Genomic DNA, 18,562 nt, shown 5'->3' on the forward strand with positions numbered 1-18,562 from the left:
CCCCGTCCGCAAGCGGGGCGATGGGAAACGATAAGATGAATAGAGCGAGCATTGTACCGTTCGCAACACGGCCGATGGCGATTTAAAGACAATCAGGCCGTTGCCAACGGCAGCGCGGTGCTGGTATCACCAACTGGAATCGAACCAGTATCCTTCCCTTAGGAGGGGAACGCACTATCCATTGTGCTATGGTGACGGCCCCGAATATTATACCGTTCGGCCACCAAACAGGGAAGTTAAGGCGACATTGGCGAGCCGCGCAGGTCGGCAGCGACCGCCCGACACCGCGAATGCTGCATTACAGCATATAATGATAATATAAAGTTATCATTGTGCTTAGCAGTGCAAGTCAATTGTCCGCATGGCAACGAGCGAGTCCTGCGGTGAGAACAGCAGTTTTTAGCAATCAACTCGTCCGCCCACACATAACCACCTAAAATCCGATGACGCCATCTCAAACATCTCCCGCTCAGGCTGCCCAGCCAAACAGAAAATCAGGCTTCCAAACCGACATCAATGGACTGCGGGGTGTGGCCGTGATGCTGGTGGTGCTGTATCACTTCAATCTCGGCCTGTTCAAAGGCGGCTTCATCGGCGTAGACATTTTCTTCGTCATTTCCGGTTATCTGATGACCAAGATACTCTGGGCGGCGCTGGCCAATGACAGCTTCAGTTACATCGGCTTCATTTACCGCCGCGCGATCCGCATCTGGCCGGCATTGTTCGCGATGGTATTCATGCTGCTTCTGCTGGGCGCGTTTTTGCTGCCGCCGGCCGATTTGAGCAGTCTTGCGGTGCAGTCGGCCCATGCGCTGGTCTTCAATTCGAACAATTTCTACGCCGCGCAGCAGGGCTATTTTTCATCGGCGATCGACAATCGCTGGCTGCTACACACCTGGTCACTGGCGGTGGAATGGCAGTTCTACATGATCTACCCGGTGATCATGTTGCTGGCCTGGCAGGTGTTCGGTGGGCGTCCAAAGCGCAACCTGTACTTATCCGCCTTGCTGCTGGGTATTTCGGTAGCGTCGTTTGCCTACTGCATGCGCATCGACAATGAAGTTAGTTTCTTTTCAGTCATCGCGCGCTGCTGGCAGATGCTGGCCGGCGGCCTGGTTTTTATGCTGACCAAACAGCTTCCGCTCGCCCCGCAACTCGGCCGCGCCTGCAGTTACCTCGGCTTATTGGTGGTCGCCTTCACCGTGTTCCTGCTGAAATACCTGGCACTGGAAAGCCGATGGCCCGACGCGCACGCGTTGCTGCCGGTGCTGGGGGCGTGCCTGATCCTGTATTCGCGCTACGAACATAGCTTGGTCTTGAGTAACCGCTTGATGCAAAAACTCGGCGATGCTTCCTACTCCATCTACCTTTGGCACTGGCCGGTTGTCATTGCACTGACCATCACCGGCATGCTGTACGAACAACCGAAGCTGGCTAAAATTGCTGGCATGGCGCTCTCGCTGGCACTGGGATATGCCTCCTACACCCTGGTGGAGCAGCTGCGCGCCATCAAGGCCGCAACATTGCGCGCCGGCCTGGTCAGCCTGGTGACGACCGGCGCGATGTTGGTCGGTGCATCCTTTCTGATCGTTCATAGCGACGGCCTGATGTTCCGCGTGCAAGACCAGGAAAACGTGCTGCGGCTGCAAGCGGCGGACACCAGCATCACACTCGACCCAGCCTGCTCGAACACCGATTCGATTAATGCCGATCTTTTTTGCTATATCAACAAAAACGCCCAGGGCGACAAAATCCTGGTCATCGGCGACTCCCACGCGGGCCACTTGTATTCGTGGTTTCAATCGCATAGCCGGGTAAACACCACCTTTTTCGTCAAGCCAGGCTGTCCCATGATCATCGGATTCGAGCGCCCGGGGAAATATCACAACTGCCACGGCTATGCAGAAAAAGCCTATCAACTTGCGGCATCAGGCGTCTACAAAACCGTGATTATTTCGCAGAACTGGACCGGCTACACCCGTCAGTCGAGCGAACTGTGCCGCTATGCGGGCAATCGCTGCACGCCGCTCCCGGCCGTTCAGAATGCGCTGCTTCCTGAGCAACAAATGAAACAAACGCTGGAGGCTATCCTGGCCCGTGGCGTAACGGTGGCGCTGGTGGACTCGACGCCGTCGTTCACGTTCAACGTCCCGCGCAAGCTATGGCGCGATCAGTACTGGTTTGGAAAGCCCGCCTACGAATTCCCGGTAGGCGATTTCTTTGAAAAGAACAAAGATTACGACCAGCTCTTCTCGGACCTGACACGTTATCCGCAGTTCCACCTGCTGTCTTTCCGTCCGCAAATTTGCCAAGAAAAACGTTGCAGGATTTACGATGCGGACTCTAAGATGGCAATCTTTAAAGATTACGATCACTTCAACCCGGAATGGATGCGGAAGAATGGTCAGATATTCCTCCCCTTTACGACGCCCCGGTAGGCTGCCCGCCGCCGGCAGGCAGCGCGGTGCGGCGCTGCTGCTGCTGGTGCTGGTGCTGGGAGTGGGCGCCGCTGCCGCCCTGATCGGCGCCTTCCCGCGCCCGTCGGAACAGGCCCGCACCACGCATTCCGGCGTGCTGGTGGCGCGTGCGCGCGAGGCGCTGATCGGCTACCTGCTGGCGCATGGCCGCTTGCCCAGACCGGCCATCGCCGCCGACGACGGCCGCGAATCCCCTACTCCATGCGCCGACACCGCCGCCTGCACCGGCATCCTGCCGTGGGTGACACTGGGTGTGGACGGGGCGGATGACTGGGGCAAGCTGCTGCGCTACAGCGTCACGCCCGGCTATACCAACGCGCCGGTCACGCCGTATCTGGTGCTGGCGGATAAAAAAGTGTGGAGCCGCGATCACGACAACAACCTCCATTACCGCGTCGGTCAGCCGGTGTGCGACCCGATTGCGCGCTGTGCGGTGGCGGTGATCTTTTCGAGCGGCAAGCGCAACCTGGGCATCAGCGCACAAGGCATAGCGCAGGCGAACGCGGCACGGGACAATGTCGATGAGCTGCAAAACGAGCTGGCCACCGACAGCTTCGTCAGCCGCGCCCGGGAAACCAATCCCAATGCGCCCGGCGGTGAATTCGACGACCTGGTCACCTGGCTACCGGTGACCAAGGCGATCGAAGTACTCAAACTTATCTCCAAACGATAGCGGCCTACAACACGGTCGACACGGAGTTGGCCACGGCAGCCGGCTGCGGCCGATGCGGCCGCAGTGGCACCATTTTGCTCAGGCGTAAGCCGACACGTTCGAACACCAGGAAGAAGGCCCAGGCAAACAGACAGCACGCCACCACCGCCACCACCAGCCACAACAGCTCGGTGGCTACCGTGCGCCCGGTCAGCTTGTAGCCGATCCGGAACACCACGCCGGTGACGAAATTGTGGGTCAGATACAGGCTGTATGAGATCAAACCAAGCCATTGCAATAGACGCCCGCCCGACCAGCTCAGCAACCTGGCGTACTGGCATCCGGCCAACAAGAACAAGGCACTGGCGACGCCCAACGATTCGCTGACGGTCGGATGAAAGACGAGGCCGACGGCGCCCAGCAGCACGATGCTGACCACGCACCACGTGCGCTGCGCCTGCACGCGCGCCGGGTCCAGCGCATAACGAATCAGCACGCCCATGACGAACAAATGCCAGTGGTCCAGGAACAGGCCGCGCACATGGAACGGCTGCCACGGCGTGGTCCACAGCATGGCCACCGCCACCGCGCCCAGCAGCACGCATTTGCGCGCGCTGGCGACCCCGATGCGCTTGCCCCAGCGGGCCGCGATCCACATCAGCAGCACAAAACTGAGGTAGAACTGCATTTCCAGGCACAGCGTCCAATATACGCCGTTGACCATCGGCTGCCCTGCCATGTCGATCAGGTAGGTCACATGCAGCAGCAGGTTTTCCAACGACGGCGGCGAGAAGACCTTGCCCGGTACCACTTGCGCCGAAATGTAGGCGCCGGCAATGCCCAGCGCAATCGAGGCCCAGTATGGCGGATCGAGGCGCAGCGAACGCCTGAGCATGAAACGGCCGGCATAACCGCCGTTGACGTCATCGGCATACATGCTGTGCGCGATCACGAAGCCGCTGATGACGAAAAAAACGGAGACGCCGCTCGAGCCCTGTTCAAAGACCGTCAACAAGAAGGCCGGCATCACCTGCTGCAGCGCAGCGATATGCCCGCCTTCTTTGGCATGATAGAGCACGACCGCCAGACATGCGAGGGCGCGCAATGCATCAATCACGGCAAAGCGCGGCAGATTCCGGCTAACGGTCATGGGAACGGCTCCAGGCTAATGTAAAAACAATATCGATCTGGACATTATAGCAAAGACAGGATGCTGAATACGCTGCAGCGCGGCAGAATTTGTGGAATCTCGCTTTAAAAAATCTTACAAATCTGCATTAATTCGGCTAGAATCACGCCATAAAAAATTACGTTTCACGGTTCGAACATGCAGTGTAAGTCGCCTACAGCTCCTGTCCACAACGAGGAACTGATATGAAGACTGTTGCACTTACCCCTGGACGCATAATATCCGGGTTCTACTTTACGCTGGCCGCGCTTGCGCTGACCAGCAACGGCGTCGCACAGGCGCAGACCAATTACGCCGCGACCACTGGTTTCGGTAACTACTATCAACCGTTTGCAGCTGATTCACCATGGAATTCGCGACCAACTAATCCCACGCTCGGCACTTATCAGATCAAGAAACCGGTTTATAACCCGACCTGGATACCCGTAGTCGGCGGCGGTGCGCTGTCGGTAGGCGTGTTCATGGGCAAGGCCAGCGATCCGGCGGTAACTGTATATGGCAAGACGGGCCAGACCGGCGTCGCCGATCCCGACACTGGCACTTACCGCAATATTACCCTTCCGCACTGGCCGGCCGGCGTCGTCCCAGCCACCGGTGGGGACGGTCACGCCGATATTGTCGATGTTACCACTGGGATCCTGCACTCGTTTTACCAGTTGCGCGTCACCAACGGCCGCTGGACCGCCGCCATGTATTCCTGGACCCGTGTCGACGGCCGCGGCTTTGGCGATGCGGATCATTGGAGCCAGGGCGCGCGCGCGTCGGGCGTAGCGCCTGCCGCCGGTCTGATTCGCAAGCACGAGATCGACGATGGCGCGGCCTATTACAAGCATGCGCTGGCCATGTCATTGCCGAGCCAGACCATGTCCAACGGCATCAGCAGTCCTAGCTATGTCTATCCGGCCACCGCCGCCGACAGCAACGCGGCGACGCACACCGGCCTGATCCCGTTGGGCGCGCGGATGATGCTGCCGGCGTCGTTCGATATCTCGAAACTGAGCACGCCGGCCTTGCGCAAGGTTGCCAACACATTGAAGCTCTACGGCGCCTACGTGGTCGACACAAACTACGACACGGCATTCGCGATCAATGTGGAAAACGGCGCCAACTTCAACCTGATGCCTACCGGCTGGGACGGCAACGTGGCGGCGGGGCTGGAGCTGATCCGTGCTGCCCTGCGACAGGTGACAGCAGCGCAAAGCTGGGTTGACGGCAACGGCAAGACAGTGGCCGCGCCTGCTCCGGGCAGCATTTTGTCCATGCGCGGCACCTGGGGCATTACCGGCGGCTATACGGCCGGACCGGGCAGCTTCCAGACCTGGCAGCAGGCCATCGTCTTCCCCTCCACGGCGAACCGCATCAGCCAGACCACCTACACCAATGTCAGCAAGGTCACCTGGTCCAAGCCAATCGGGGGCGAGTTGATGCGCTTCAAATCGGTCGCCACCGGCGGCGCCCGCATCCGGCTGCAGGTCAAGACCGGCAACGCAGTGGCCTTTGACAGCGGCTATCTGCAAAACGACACCGCCGCCACGTTTGCCTGGCCCTACGCCTCGGCCGGCGCGGTGAGTCTGGTGCTGATTGCCGAGAGCGGCGTCAATACGGCCTCCAGCGTCCGCGGAGTGCTCACTACGAACTAGACGGCCCGTGCCACATCGGGCGCGACGGCGGTGACTTCAATCTCCACCCGCGCCCGGTCCTCAACCAGCGCGGCCACCTGCACCGCCGTCATGGCGGGATAGTGGGCACCGATGATCTCGCGATAGACGGCGCCGACTTCCTTGTAGGCCGCCACGTATTCATTTTTATCGACCACGTACCACGTCATGCGCACGATATGCTCGGGTCCGGCGCCGGCCTCCTTCAGCACGGCGACGATATTGAGCAAGGCCTGCCGCACCTGGCCGGCGAAATCGTCGGTGTGGAACACGCCTTCGGCATCCCAGCCGATCATGCCGCTGACGCACACCAGACGGCCGCTGGCGGCCACGCCGTTCGCATAGCCGCGCGGTCGCGCCCAGCCTGGCGGTTGCAGTATCTCCATCATGCCTCCTTCAGCAGTTCGCGCGCGATGATCAGTTGTTGCACTTCGGTCGCGCCTTCATAGATGCGCAGCGCGCGGATTTCGCGGTACAGGGTTTCCACCGTCTGGCCGCTGACCACACCGAGGCCGCCGAACATTTGCAACGCGGCGTCGATCACCTGCTGCGCGGTTTCGGTGGCGTGCAGCTTGGCCATGGCGGCTTCCTTGGTCACTTTCCGGCCCTGGTCGCGCTGCCAGGCGGCGCGGTAGGTCAGCAAGGCCGAGGTGTCGATACCGGTCGCCATCTCGGCCAGCCTGGCTTGCGTCAGCTGGAAGTCGGCCAGCACCTGGCCGAACATCTGCCGCTGCGTGGCGCGTTGCAGCGCCTCGTCCAGCGCGCGCCGCGCAAAGCCCAATGCCGCCGCCGCCACCGAGGTGCGGAACACATCCAGCGTGGCCATCGCCACCTTGAAGCCCTGCCCTGCCTCGCCCAGCCGTTTGCCGGCGGGGACGCGGCAATCGCTGAACTGCAAGCGCGCCAGCGGATGCGGGGCGATGACGTTGATGCGCTCCGCAATCGTCAGGCCCGGCGTATCGGCGTCGACGATGAAGGCACTGATGCCGCGCGCGCCGGGCTGCTCGCCGGTGCGCGCAAACACCACGTAAAAATCGGCGATGCCGCCGTTGGAGATCCAGGTCTTCTCACCGTTGAGCACATAGTGATCGCCGTCCAGCATCGCCGCGCACTGCATGGCGGCGACGTCGGAACCAGCCTGCGGTTCGGACAACGCAAACGCCGCTATCGCCTCGCCTCGCGCCACGCGCGGCAAGTAGTCAGCGCGGTTGGCGTCGCTGCCAAACAGGCTGATGGCGCCGGAACCCAGGCCCTGCATGGCGAACGCAAAATCCGCCAGGCCGCTATGGCGCGCCAGCGTTTCGCGGATCAGGCAAATGGCGCGCGTGTCGATGCTGTCGCTGGCGCCGCCGTGCGCCGTGCCGCCGATGGCGTGACGCAGCCAGCCGCCCTCGCCCAGCTGGCGCACCAGGTGGCGACATGCTTCATCAACATCCTCCGCATGCGCGCCGGCGATGTGCTGCGCGGCCCACGCGTCCAGCGCCTGCTCCAGCGCCGCGTGGCGCGGTTCGAGGAAGGGCCACGCCAGGTAGTTCTTGTCGCTCATCAGTCGCCCTCGAATTGCGGTTTTTGCCTGGCCACGAAAGCGTGGTAGGCGCGGTGGAAATCGTTGGTGGCCATGCAGATGGCCTGCGCCTGCGCTTCCGCCTCAATCGCTTCGTCCACGCCCATATTCCATTCCTGATGCAGCATTTTCTTGGTCATGCCGTGCGCGAAGGTGGGACCGTCGGCCAGGCCTTGCGCGAAGTCGCGCGCCGCATCCAGCAAGGCTTCCGGCTCCTGCACGCTGTTGAAGAAGCCCCAGCGTTCGGCTTCCAGGCCGGACATCGAACGGCCGGTGTACAGCAGCTCCGCCGCCCGCCCCTGCCCGATCACGCGCGGCAGCAGCGAACAGGCGCCCATGTCAGCGCCGGCCAAACCCACGCGCGTGAACAGGAAGGCGGTCTTGCTGCGCGCCGTGCCGAGACGGACATCCGACGCCAGCGCGAGCATGGCGCCGGCGCCGGCGCAGATGCCGTCCACCGCCGCGATGATCGGCTGCGGGCAGTGGCGCATGGCTTTCACCAGATCGCCGGTCATGCGCGTGAAGGCCAGCATGCCTGGCATATCCAGCTTGGTCAGCGGGCCGATGATGTCGTGCACGTCGCCGCCGGAGCAGAAGTTATCGCCGGCGCCGGTGAGCACCACGGCCTTCACATCATCCGCATAGGCCAGCGCGCGAAACAGGTCGCGCAGCTCGGCATAGGATTCAAACGTCAGCGGATTTTTGCGCTCGGGACGGTTCAGCGTCAGCGTCGCCACGCCGCCGCTGACTTCAAACTGGAAGTGGCTGGCCTGGTAGCCGGCCAGCGCGGTGCGGTTGCCGGCCAGCTGTTGCGGTTCGCCTGGAAGGTATTTCATGGTTCGGTCCTCAGCTTCTGCTTCATGTCCGACAACAGGTCGATCAGCGTGGTCTTGTCGGCGCCGGAGACATCCTGCAGCAGTTCGGCGATCCAGCCCTCGTGCACCGCCGCCATGGTGGCGAAGGCCTTGCGGCCGGCCGGCGTGAGCTTGACGCTGTAGGCGCGGCCGTCCTTGGGATCGGGCACGCGCACCACCAGCTTTTCCTGTTCCAGCTGGTCGGTGATGCCGGTGATATTGCCGCCAGTGACCATCATGCGCTTGGACAGCTCGCCCATGCGCAGGCCTTGCGGGTAGCGCTCCAGCTGCGCCATCAGGTCGAAGCGCGGCAGCGTGATGCCGAAGGTCGAGCGCAGGCGGCTGCGGATTTCGTTTTCGATCTTGACGGTGCACGACAACATGCGCAGCCACAGTTTGAGCGACTGGTGATGGTCGCTCGTCAATCGGCTGGCGAGGTCCAGCTGTTCTTCATCTTCCATGGTTTCTTTCCAATTGTTGTTTGCCCGCCAGGTACTGCTTCGGCCATGCGATTGCTTTGTAGCCGATGCTCGCCGCTTCCGCCAGCGTCCACGCCGGGTTGGCGAGGTGCGGACGGCCCACCGCGCACAAGTCGGCGCGGCCGGCGGCGATGATGCTGTTGGCGTGATCGGCTTCGTAAATCGATCCGACGGCGATGGCGCCGATACCGGCTTCGTTGCGGATGCGGTCCGCAAACGGCGTCTGGAACATGCGGCCATATACCGGCTTTTCCTGTTTGCTCACCTGGCCGGAGGAGCAGTCGATCATGTCCGCGCCGGCTGCCTTGAACAGGCGCGCGATCTGCACGGCGTCGTCGGGCGTGATGCCGCCTTCTACCCAGTCGTGGGCGGAGATGCGCACGCTCATCGGCTTGTGCTGCGGCCAGGCAGCGCGCATCGCGGCGAACACGCGCAGCGGATAGCGGCAGCGGTTTTCCAGACTGCCGCCGTAGTCGTCGCTGCGCTGGTTGGTCAGCGGCGAGATGAACGAGGACAGCAGGTAGCCGTGCGCGCAGTGCAGTTCCAGCCAGTCGAAGCCTGCTTCGTCGGCGGCCAGTGTGGCGCGGACGAAGTCGGCCTGGATGCGGTCCATGTCTTCCGTTGTCATTTCGCGGGCGGTTTGCGATATGCCTTGCAGGTATTGCTGCGGCGAGGCGGATACCAGCGGCCAGTTGTCCTTGTCCAGCGGCTGGTCGATGCCGTCCCACATGGCGCGCGTGGAGCCTTTGGCGCCAGCGTGGCCGATTTGTACGGCAATCGCGGCGTTGGTGTGGTGGTGGACGAAATCGACGATGCGCTTCCAGGCCTGCGTGTGTTCGGGCGTGTAAAGGCCGGGGCAGTATGGCGTGATGCGGGCGTCGGCGGAGACGCAGGTCATTTCGGCAAACACCAGCGCGGCCCCGCCCAGCGCCCGCGCGCCGAGATGTGCGAGGTGGTAGTCGCCGACCACGCCGTCTACCGCGCTGTATTGCGCCATCGGTGAGACCAGGATGCGGTTTTTCAGTGTGAGGTCGCGGACTTTGTAGGGCGTGAACATCGGCGGCGTATCGACGACTGCGGGCTGCCCAACCTGCGCGGCGGCGCGTTGCGCGAACCAGCGTTCGTAGTCGGCTACGTACGCGGCGTCGCGCAGGCGCAGGTTTTCGTGTGACAGGCGCTGGCTGCGCGTCAGCATCGAGTACGCAAACTGCGGCGCTTCCATCGCTGTGTAGCGGTCCACGTTCTCGAACCATTCCATCGAATTGCGGGCGGCGTTTTGCAGCTTGAGCACTTCAACCGCGCGCAATTTCTCATATGCCGCCAGCGCGGACGCCATGTCCGGCTGCGATCCAAAACAGCGCGCCAGCTCGATCGCGTCCTCCAGCGCCAGCTTGGTGCCGGAGCCGATCGAATAATGTGCCGTGTGCGCCGCATCGCCCATCAACACTACCGGCACCGCGCCATTCCAGTGGACCCAGCGCCCGCAGACGATACGCGGGAACGTGATCCACATCGCCGATCCGCGTAAATGCGCCGCATTGGTCATCAGCTTGTGGCCGTCCAGCTGGTCGGCAAACAATCGCTCACAGAAAGCGATGGACTCCTCCTGGCTCATCTCCGCCAGGCCGGATGCCCGCCACACCGTCTCCGGCGTTTCAATGATGAAGGTCGAGGTGTCAGCGTCGTACTGGTAGATATGCGCCTGAAACCAGCCGTGCTCCGTCTGTTTGAAAGCAAACGTGAAGGCATCGAACTTCTTGCGCGTTCCCATCCACACAAAGCGGCAATGACGCTGCTCGATCTGCGGCTGGAAGCTCTCCACATGACGCGTGCGAATCCGGCTGTTCAGACCATCCGAAGCGATGATCAGGTCCGCATCGTATTGCTGCTCATCCGTCGCCTCGGTTTCAAACACCAGCGACACGCCCAACTCTTCGCAGCGGTGCTGAAGGATATTCAGCAAATGCTTACGGCCGATACCGCAGAAGCCATGCCCGCCCGACGTCACCTTCTCGCCCTTGAAGAAGACATCGATATCATCCCAATGGTTGAACGACGCTTCAATCGCCTGCGCACTCGGCGCGTCCGCTTCGGCCAGATTACCCAGCGTCTGGTCGGAAAACACCACGCCCCAGCCGAACGTGTCGTAGGGGCGGTTGCGCTCCACCACGGTAATCTGGTGAGAGGGATTCTGCTTCTTCATCAGCAGCGCGAAATACAGGCCTGCCGGGCCGCCGCCTATGCACAATATGTTCATGAGATTCCACGCAGTTTGAAGCGTTGCAGCTTGCCGGTTTCGGTGCGCGGCAAGGAATTGAGGAACTGGATCGAACGCGGATATTTGTATGGCGCGATCTGCTCCTTGACGAATTCCTGCAACTGGACAGCCAAGGCCGGCGATTCCACATGCCCGGCGCGCAGCACCACGTGCGCTTCCACGATCTGCCCGCGCTCCTGGTCGGCCTTGCCGATCACGCAGCACTCCGCCACCGCAGGATGACGCAACAGTATCTCCTCCACTTCCGGCCCGGCGATGTTGTAGCCAGCCGAAATGATCATGTCGTCGGTGCGCGAGCGGTAATAGAAATAACCGTCGGCGTCCATTTCGTAAGCGTCGCCGGTCAGGTTCCAGCCGTCCAGCACATAGTCGCGCTGCCGTTCGTCGGCCAGATAGCGGCAGCCGGTCGGACCTTTCACCGCCAGCCGGCCGATCACGCCCGGCCCCACCGGATTGCCGTGCAAGTCCAGGATGCAGGCCTGATAGCCCGGCACCGGCTTGCCGGTGGCGCCCGGCCGTATCAGGTCGCCCGAAGCGGAGATAAAGATGTGCAGCAGTTCCGTTGCACCAATGCCGTCGATCATATTCAAGCCCGTTGCCTGGCGCCAGCTTTCGCGCGTGGCCAGCGGCAGCGCCTCGCCGGCCGACACGCTTTTCTGCAAGCTGGCCAGATCGAATTGCGGCGCCAGTGTCGCCATCTGCCGGTAAAAAGTGGGAGCAGTAAAACACACGGTCGCGCGGTACGTCTCTATGGCTTTCAGCAAAGTCTCCGGCGTCAGCTTCTCCAGCAGCACCGCCGTGGCGCCAACCCGCAGCGGGAAAAGCAGCAGGCCGCCAAGCCCGAAGGTAAAGGCCAGCGGCGGCGTGCCGATGAAGATGTCGCTGCGCTGCGAGTGCAGCACCGAGCGCGGGAAGCAGTCGCAGATCACCATCACGTCGCGATGGAAGTGCATCGTGCCTTTAGGGATGCCGGTGGTGCCGGAGGTGAAACTGATCAGGCAGACATCGTCGGCCGCCGTGTCGACCGCATCGAACTGCGCCGCCTGCGTTGCCATCAATGCCTCCAGCCCCGCTGTGCCGGCGCCGCCGAACCACAGCGTTTTCGCGCGCGCTTCGGCCGGCACATCGGCCGCTTCCAGTTCCGCGCGCAAGCTGTCGGCGCACAGCACGGCGTTGACCTGCGCCTTGTTGGCGATGGCGCCCAGTTCGCGCGCGCGCAACAACGGCATGGTCGGCACGGCGATCAGGCCCGCTTTCAGCACCGCCAGAAGACAGGCCGCCATCATGGGACAATTCGCGCCGCGCAGCAGCACGCGATTGCCCGCCTCCAGCTGTATCGGGCCGCGCAGCACACGGGCGATGCGATCGACCTGCTGCTGCAACTGGGCGTAACTCCACGCCTCCTGCGCGCCGTGAAGGGCGATGCGCTCCGGATGCGCGCGTGCGCCTGCATCCAGCAGCATCGCCACGCAATTGAGGCGTGGCGGATACTGCAACTCGGGGAGGTCGAAACGTAATTCCGGCCACAGTTCGCGCGGCGGCAAATGGTCGCGGGCGAAATGGTCAGTGTAGGCGCTGGCTGCGGGAGGTTGATTCATGATCGCCTTGAAGTTGGAAGTCGACAGGTATCCACTGCAACGCAGATACTTTAAACTTAAACTATCTCAACATCAAGTGTTAAATTATCAGCCGGCTTCCTGCCGCACCAGGCCGGCCTGATGAATCACGGCGCGCACCACATCCGACAACACCGCCTGCACCTGTTCGTTGGAGAGGCGCTCCGCCGTGAAGCTCTTCAAGGCCGCCGCCGCGCCATGCAGGCCAAGTGTAACGCAGCCGGCGTGCAGCCGCTCGAGGCGCACCCTGGCGTCCTGCTGATCCCCCTTGGCCAGCACCGCTTCGAGATCCGTGGCGGCGGCCGTCAGCTGGTTCTGGAAACCGGTTAGATACACAATCAGGCGCTCGCCGTTGATACCCAGCCGGCGCAAGGTGTCGGCCGGCGTTTCGGCCAGGTGTTCATAGCCGCTGGCCGCCTGGTCGAGGAAGTCCACCAGATGTACGCGTACCTGCTCCGCCTGGAACGGCTTGACGATGTAGCCGGCAGCGCCGGCGCGCGTGGCTTCCAGCACGGTTTCCTTGTCGTTGGCCGACGTGACCAGCACGAACGGCATGCTGTTCAACTCAGCATGTCCCTTCACCCGCTGTAGCAACTCGATACCAGACAGGCGGGGCATGCGCAAATCGCAGAAGCAGATGGCCGGCCGCAGGCCGTCTTCCAGCTGCTGCCATGCATCGGCGCCATCCTCCGCTTCAACGATATCGAAACTGCCGCAGCTATCGATCAGGTGCATCAGCACCATGCGTGAGACGACATCATCGTCAACTACCAGAACTTTCATGTGGCCCCTCGGGTCGTTTGCTCATGTCGTTTGATGATATTACATCAATAATCGTCAATAAGCTTTAAGATACACTTTAGGGCGTGCCCGCCGCCCGCGCTTGCACCAGCAGCCGGCGCAGGTGCGGCATGGCCGACTCGACCTGCTGCCAATTGCCATGGTCCGCCTCCAGCTCCAGATCGCCGCACAGCGCCTGCAGTTCCTGCTCCTCCAGATAGCCGGCGCTGCCCTTCATGCCGTGCAGCAGACGGCTGGCGGTTTCACTGTCGCGCTGCGTCAGCGCCCGCTCCAGGTCCGCCAGCCGCAGCGGCGCGTCCTGGTTGAAGACGCTGCGCAGCCGCGCTTTCAGATCGCTGGCGCCGCCGCTGTGCTGCGCCACGCGCGAGGTCTCCAGCGCGGCCGGCGCCACGCCGAACATCGCATCGAGCTCCGGCGTGCCGGCGGCCGGATGCTGGGGACGGCGCGGCTGCATGCGCGGCAGCTGGAAGCCGCGCTGTAACTGGCGTTCAATCGCGCGGCTTAACTGGAAGTGCAGCTTGTCCTCGTCGATCGGCTTGGTGAGGAAGTCGTCCATGCCGGAGGCCAGGTAGCGGCTGCGGTCTTCCTCGCTGGCGTTGGCGGTCAGCGCGATGATCATCAGTTCCTGGTCGCGCACCGGCGCGGTATCCGGGCCGCCGGAGCGGATCAGGCGCGTGGCGCTGGCGCCGTCCATCTCCGGCATGCGGCCGTCCATCAGGATCAAATCGTAGCGCGTCAGCGAACAGGCCTTGACGGCCAGCGCGCCGTTGGCGGCGATGTCCACCTTGTGGCCCAGGTCTTCCAGCATCATGCGGATGATGATCTGGTTGGTCGGGAAGTCTTCCGCGCACAGCACTTTCAGTTGGTGGCTGTGCGGCTCGCGCGGCACATGCGGCACCACCGGCGGCGCCACGCCATTGGGCAGCGGCAGTTCGAACATGAAGGTGCTGCCCTGCCCCGGCGTGCTGACGGCGTTGATGCTGCCGCCCATCAGTTCCACCAGCTGGCGGCAGATCGCCAGTCCCAGGCCGGTGCCGCCGTAGCGGCGCGTGGTGGAGGCGTCGGCCTGCTCGAACTGCTGGAACAGGCGCGGAATCGCGTCGGCCTCGATGCCGATGCCGGTGTCGGAGACGCTGAAGCGGATGCGGTTATCCGCGCCATCATCCGGCACCCGCTCCACGTGCATGACCACCATGCCCTGCTGCGTGAACTTGAAGGCGTTGCCGACCAGGTTGACCAGCACCTGCCGCAGGCGGGTCGGGTCGCCCACCACGAACTGCGGCAGGTCGTCGCCGAACGTCAGGCGGAAGCCGACGCTGTGCGCGGCCGCCTGTTCCTCGAACAGGCTGACCACATTTTCCACCGCCGATGACAGCGAAAAATCGATGTTCTCGATGGTCAGCTTGCCCGCTTCGATCTTGGAGAAGTCCAGCAGGTCGTTGATGATCGACAGCAGCGACTGCGCATTGGCCTGGCCGCGCAGGATCTGCTCGCGCGTGCCGGCGGCCAGGCTGGCGTCGCGCAGGGCGAAGCCCAGCATGCCGATCACGCCGGCCAGCGGGGTGCGCATTTCGTGGCTCATATTGGCCAGGAATTCCGACTTCTGACGGGTGGCGTCTTCCGCCTTCTGCTTGGCGTAGCGCAGGCGTTCCTCGTTGTCCTGCAAGGCGCGGTTGGCCAGCGCCAGCTCCTCGGTGTGCAGCCGCACCTGGCGTTCCTGCGCCATCAACTGGTCGCGCGTGTGGCGCAGCGTCTGCAGCGTCTCTTCCAGCTGCTGGTAGGCGCGCGCGTTTTCCAGGCCGGCGGCGGCGTGCGACGCCAGCGTTTGCAGCATGTCCATGTGGACGCGGTGATAGCTGTTGCGCTCCGTGCTTTGCACGCTGAGCAGCCCCACCACCTTGTCGCCGACGATCAGCGGCGCATACATCATCGAATGCGCCGGCGCGGCCGGCGCGCCGTCTTCGCGCACGCATGGCGCCAACGTCGCCAGGCCCGATTCGTCCATGTAGTCGCGGTACTCGTTCTGGAAATCGTTGATCAGGATCGGCTTGCGCTGGGTGATGCACCACACCGCCAGCTGGTTGGGCTGATCCAGCCGGCGCTGGTACGGATAGGTGCGCACGCCGCCTTCGATGGCGAACGGGAAATCGATCACGCCGTCGGCCTCGCGCACGAAGCCGATGCCGAAGATCGGCGCATGCATCAGGTGATTGACGTGACGGTACAGCGTCTGCATGGTGGTTTCCATGTCGAGCGAGGCGCTCATTTCGCGTCCCAGTTCGCTCAGCACCGAGATATTGCGGTGAGCCTGCTCCACTTCTTCCTTCTGAAGCTCGGTATCGATGCGGCGCTGCTCAGCCTCGGCGCGCTGCGCTTCCGCCTCTACCCGACGGCGTTCCAGTTCGTGCTTCTGCTGTTGCAGCTGCTGGTTCTTGTGTTCCACTTCCGCCGTGCGCGACCCCACCAGGTGTTCCAGCCGCAGTTGCTGATGGCGCAGGCTGCGCACCCGCGCATGGTAGGCGGCATACGCCGCGCCGAGCCCCAGCCACACCAGCAGCGTGCGGAACCACCAGGTCTTCCAGAACGGCGGGCGGATGGTGATCTCCAGCGTGGCCGCGTTGTCGTTCCAGATGCCGTCCTTGTTGGCGGCCTTGACGCGGAACAGGTACTTGCCCGGGTCAAGATTGGTGTAGGTGGCGAAGCGCTTGGTGGAGTCGGTGACCACCCAGTCTTCATCAAAGCCTTGCAACTGGTAGGCGAAGCGGTTGCGCTGCGGCGCCGCGTAGTGCAGCGCCGCGAACTCCAGCGAGAACACCGAATCGGATTCCGGCAGCGTGACGGCGCTGGTGTGTTCAATCGCGGTCTTGAGCACGTCCGGGTGGTCGCCCTGCCCCGGCTTGACCGACTTGTTAAAGATCTGGAAGTCGGTGATCGCCACCGTCGGCGCCACGCTGTTTTCGCGCACCTCGGTCGGCGAGAACGCGGTGATGCCGTTAAAGCCGCCGAAGTACAGCGTGCCGTCCGGCGTGCGCAGGGCTGCGCCGTCGAAATACGCGCCTTCAATGGTGCCGTCGGCGCCGCTGTAGTTGCGCACCAGGCCCGTTTCGACGTTGAGGCGCGACAGGCCGCTGTTGGTGCTCATCCACAGGTTGCCCGCTTCATCCGGCAGGATCGAGGCGATGGCGTCATCGGCGATGCCGTCCTGACGCAGGTAGCGGCGGAACCGGATGCCGCCGTCGGCCGCCACCTCCATCCGGTTCAACCCCGCCGCGGTGCCGACCCAGATGGTGCCGCGCGGATCTTCGTACAGGAAGTGCACCTCGTCGTGACTGAGGCTATACGGGTCGGCGGCGTCGCGGCGGAAGTGGCGGAAGGCGCCGGTCTTGCGGTCCAGCAGATCGAGGCCGTTGAAGGTGCCCACCCACAGCTGGCCCTTGCGGTCCTCCAGGATCGGCCGCACCACGTTGTCCGACAGGCTGCTGCTGTCGGATGGATCGTGGCGATAGGTGCGCACCTCCAGCGTTTGCGGGTCAAGCCGGTGCAGGCCGCCGCGCGAGGCGATCCACAGCATCCCGCCGCGGTCCTGGACGATGTTGCGGATGGTGTCGCTGGAGGGATCGCCGCGCACGAAGGAGACCGCGCGGATCGCGCCGGTTGCCAGGTTCAGGTAATTGACGCCGGCCGGGCCGCCCAGCCACAGGATGCCGTTCTTCTCGCGCCACAGCGCGGTGACCTGGTCGTCGCTGATGCTGTTGGCGCGCCTGGGATCGTGGCGCCACACCTTGCTCTCGCCGCTGACCGGATCATACAGATTCAGGCCGCCGCTGCTGCCCAGCCATAGCTTGCCGTGGCCATCGGACAGGATGGCGCGCACCTTGTTGTCCGAAAGGGAGTTGGCCTGGTCCGCCTGGCGCACGATGCGCGCGAAACCGCCGCTGCCCATGTCGACCCGGCTGACGCCATCATTCCACGTGCCGACCCACAAGGTGCCCACGCGGTCGCGGAACAGCGCGGAAATCTGGTTGTCCGCTACGCTGTGCGGATCGCCGACCTGGTGGCGGTACGGCACCATGCGCTCCTCCGCCGGCAGCCAGCGGAACAGGCCATCGGCCAGTGAGCCTATCCAGAGATTGGCCTCGGCATCCTGGTACAGCGAGGTGATGCTGACGCCCGCGTTCAGTCCCTCGCGCGCGCCGAGGCGACGGCGTTGCGGCTCGGCGGCCAGCAACCGCCATTGTTCCAGCCCGCCCTGCGTGCCGACCCACAGCGTCTGCGCGCTGTCCACCTGGAGCGCCGTCACCGAGTTGAATTTGCTGTCGCTGCTGGCGTCGACATCGTAATGCCGGAAGCGCGTGGCGCCGGGCGCCAGCATATCCAGGCCGGAGGCGGTGCCCACCCACAGGCGGCCGGCGGCATCGCGCGCCAGCGCCGCCACATGGTCGTTGGACAGGCTGCCGGCATCGGCCGGATCGTGGTGCCAGCTGGTGAAGCGCCTGGTCATCGGGTCGAAGTGATGCAGGCCGTCGGCGCTGGCCACCCACAGGCCACCCGCCCCATCGTCGGTAATCGCGCGCACGTGGCGGTTGCCGTTGCCGCGCTGCGGCGACTCGCGCGGCAGGAAGTGGGTAAAGATGCGGGTAGCGGAGTCGTAGCGATCCAGCCCGCCGTCGGTGCCAATCCACAGTTGGCCGGTGGGGTCGAGGTGCAACACCCGCACCCAGTTGTCGACCAGGCTGCGCGGATCGGAGACGGCGCTCTTGTAGGTGATGGTGCGGTAGCCGTCGAAGCGCGTCAGGCCGGCCTGGGTGCCGAGCCATATGAAGCCCTGCCGGTCCTGGGCGATGGCCAGCACGGTTTCCTGCGCCAGGCCGTGTTCCACGCTGAGCTGCTCGAAGCGCAAGGTGCGCGGCGGCGCGCTGGCCCATGCGGTGGCTTCCCACAGCATCAGGGCCGGCAGCAGCAGGCAGCAGCAAAGACGTTTAAAACTCGACATG

Annotated in this window: 12 protein-coding genes and 1 tRNA gene; 3 read left to right on the forward strand and 10 right to left on the reverse strand. The window is 63.5% G+C overall.

The features are described from left to right. Positions 1-121: 121 nt before the first annotated feature. Positions 122-196, reverse strand: a tRNA-Arg gene (locus GTP55_RS22100). A 247-nt stretch (positions 197-443) separates the two neighbouring features. On the opposite strand from GTP55_RS22100, the gene GTP55_RS22105 reads away from it, so the two are divergent. Continuing rightward, complete coding sequence (locus tag GTP55_RS22105; protein ID WP_161046993.1) at positions 444-2,438, forward strand: acyltransferase family protein; 1,995 nt, start codon at positions 444-446, stop codon at positions 2,436-2,438. Continuing rightward, positions 2,401-3,150, forward strand: a complete 750-nt coding sequence (locus GTP55_RS22110; protein WP_161046994.1) for a hypothetical protein — start codon at positions 2,401-2,403, stop codon at positions 3,148-3,150. Before GTP55_RS22105 ends, GTP55_RS22110 begins: the two co-directional genes overlap by 38 nt. Positions 3,151-3,154: 4 nt before the next feature. On the opposite strand, the gene GTP55_RS22115 is transcribed toward GTP55_RS22110, so the two are convergent. Further along, positions 3,155-4,279 carry an acyltransferase family protein gene (locus tag GTP55_RS22115; protein ID WP_161046995.1) on the reverse strand — a complete coding sequence of 375 codons (1,125 nt, stop codon included), beginning with the start codon at positions 4,277-4,279 and terminating at the stop codon, positions 3,155-3,157. Between the two features lie 224 nt (positions 4,280-4,503). On the opposite strand from GTP55_RS22115, the gene GTP55_RS22120 reads away from it, so the two are divergent. After that, a complete protein-coding gene (locus GTP55_RS22120) occupies positions 4,504-5,958 on the forward strand; it encodes an Atrophin-1 multi-domain protein (protein ID WP_161046996.1) in 1,455 nt (484 codons plus the stop codon). On the opposite strand, the gene GTP55_RS22125 is transcribed toward GTP55_RS22120, so the two are convergent. From GTP55_RS22125 to GTP55_RS22160, 8 genes are all read right to left on the reverse strand, one after another. Then, positions 5,955-6,362, reverse strand: coding sequence for a RidA family protein (locus GTP55_RS22125; protein ID WP_161047074.1), 408 nt, complete (start codon positions 6,360-6,362; stop codon positions 5,955-5,957). The two genes, GTP55_RS22120 and GTP55_RS22125, sit on opposite strands and share 4 nt — an antisense overlap. Beyond that, positions 6,362-7,522 (reverse strand): acyl-CoA dehydrogenase family protein, encoded by a 1,161-nt coding sequence (locus GTP55_RS22130; RefSeq protein WP_161046997.1) that lies wholly within the window; start codon positions 7,520-7,522, stop codon positions 6,362-6,364. Before GTP55_RS22130 ends, GTP55_RS22125 begins: the two co-directional genes overlap by 1 nt. Next, entirely contained in the window at positions 7,522-8,376 is an 855-nt protein-coding gene (locus GTP55_RS22135) for an enoyl-CoA hydratase family protein (protein ID WP_161046998.1), read from the reverse strand. The genes GTP55_RS22130 and GTP55_RS22135 overlap by 1 nt, the downstream gene beginning before the upstream one ends. Beyond that, a complete protein-coding gene (locus tag GTP55_RS22140; protein ID WP_161046999.1) occupies positions 8,373-8,855 on the reverse strand; it encodes a MarR family winged helix-turn-helix transcriptional regulator in 483 nt (160 codons plus the stop codon). Before GTP55_RS22140 ends, GTP55_RS22135 begins: the two co-directional genes overlap by 4 nt. Then, on the reverse strand, positions 8,845-11,130 hold the full coding sequence (locus tag GTP55_RS22145) for a bifunctional salicylyl-CoA 5-hydroxylase/oxidoreductase (RefSeq protein WP_161047000.1): 2,286 nt from the start codon (positions 11,128-11,130) through the stop codon (positions 8,845-8,847). The genes GTP55_RS22140 and GTP55_RS22145 overlap by 11 nt, the downstream gene beginning before the upstream one ends. After that, positions 11,127-12,749, reverse strand: coding sequence for an AMP-binding protein (locus GTP55_RS22150; protein ID WP_161047001.1), 1,623 nt, complete (start codon positions 12,747-12,749; stop codon positions 11,127-11,129). Before GTP55_RS22150 ends, GTP55_RS22145 begins: the two co-directional genes overlap by 4 nt. An 87-nt stretch (positions 12,750-12,836) precedes the next feature. Next, a complete protein-coding gene (locus tag GTP55_RS22155; protein ID WP_161047002.1) occupies positions 12,837-13,550 on the reverse strand; it encodes a response regulator in 714 nt (237 codons plus the stop codon). Positions 13,551-13,626: 76 nt separating this feature from the next. Then, on the reverse strand, positions 13,627-18,561 hold the full coding sequence (locus GTP55_RS22160; RefSeq protein ID WP_161047003.1) for a two-component regulator propeller domain-containing protein: 4,935 nt from the start codon (positions 18,559-18,561) through the stop codon (positions 13,627-13,629). Position 18,562: the final 1 nt, after the last annotated feature.

The sequence above is a fragment of the Duganella margarita genome (assembly GCF_009857535.1).
Classification (GTDB): Bacteria; Pseudomonadota; Gammaproteobacteria; order Burkholderiales; family Burkholderiaceae_D; genus Rugamonas; species Rugamonas margarita.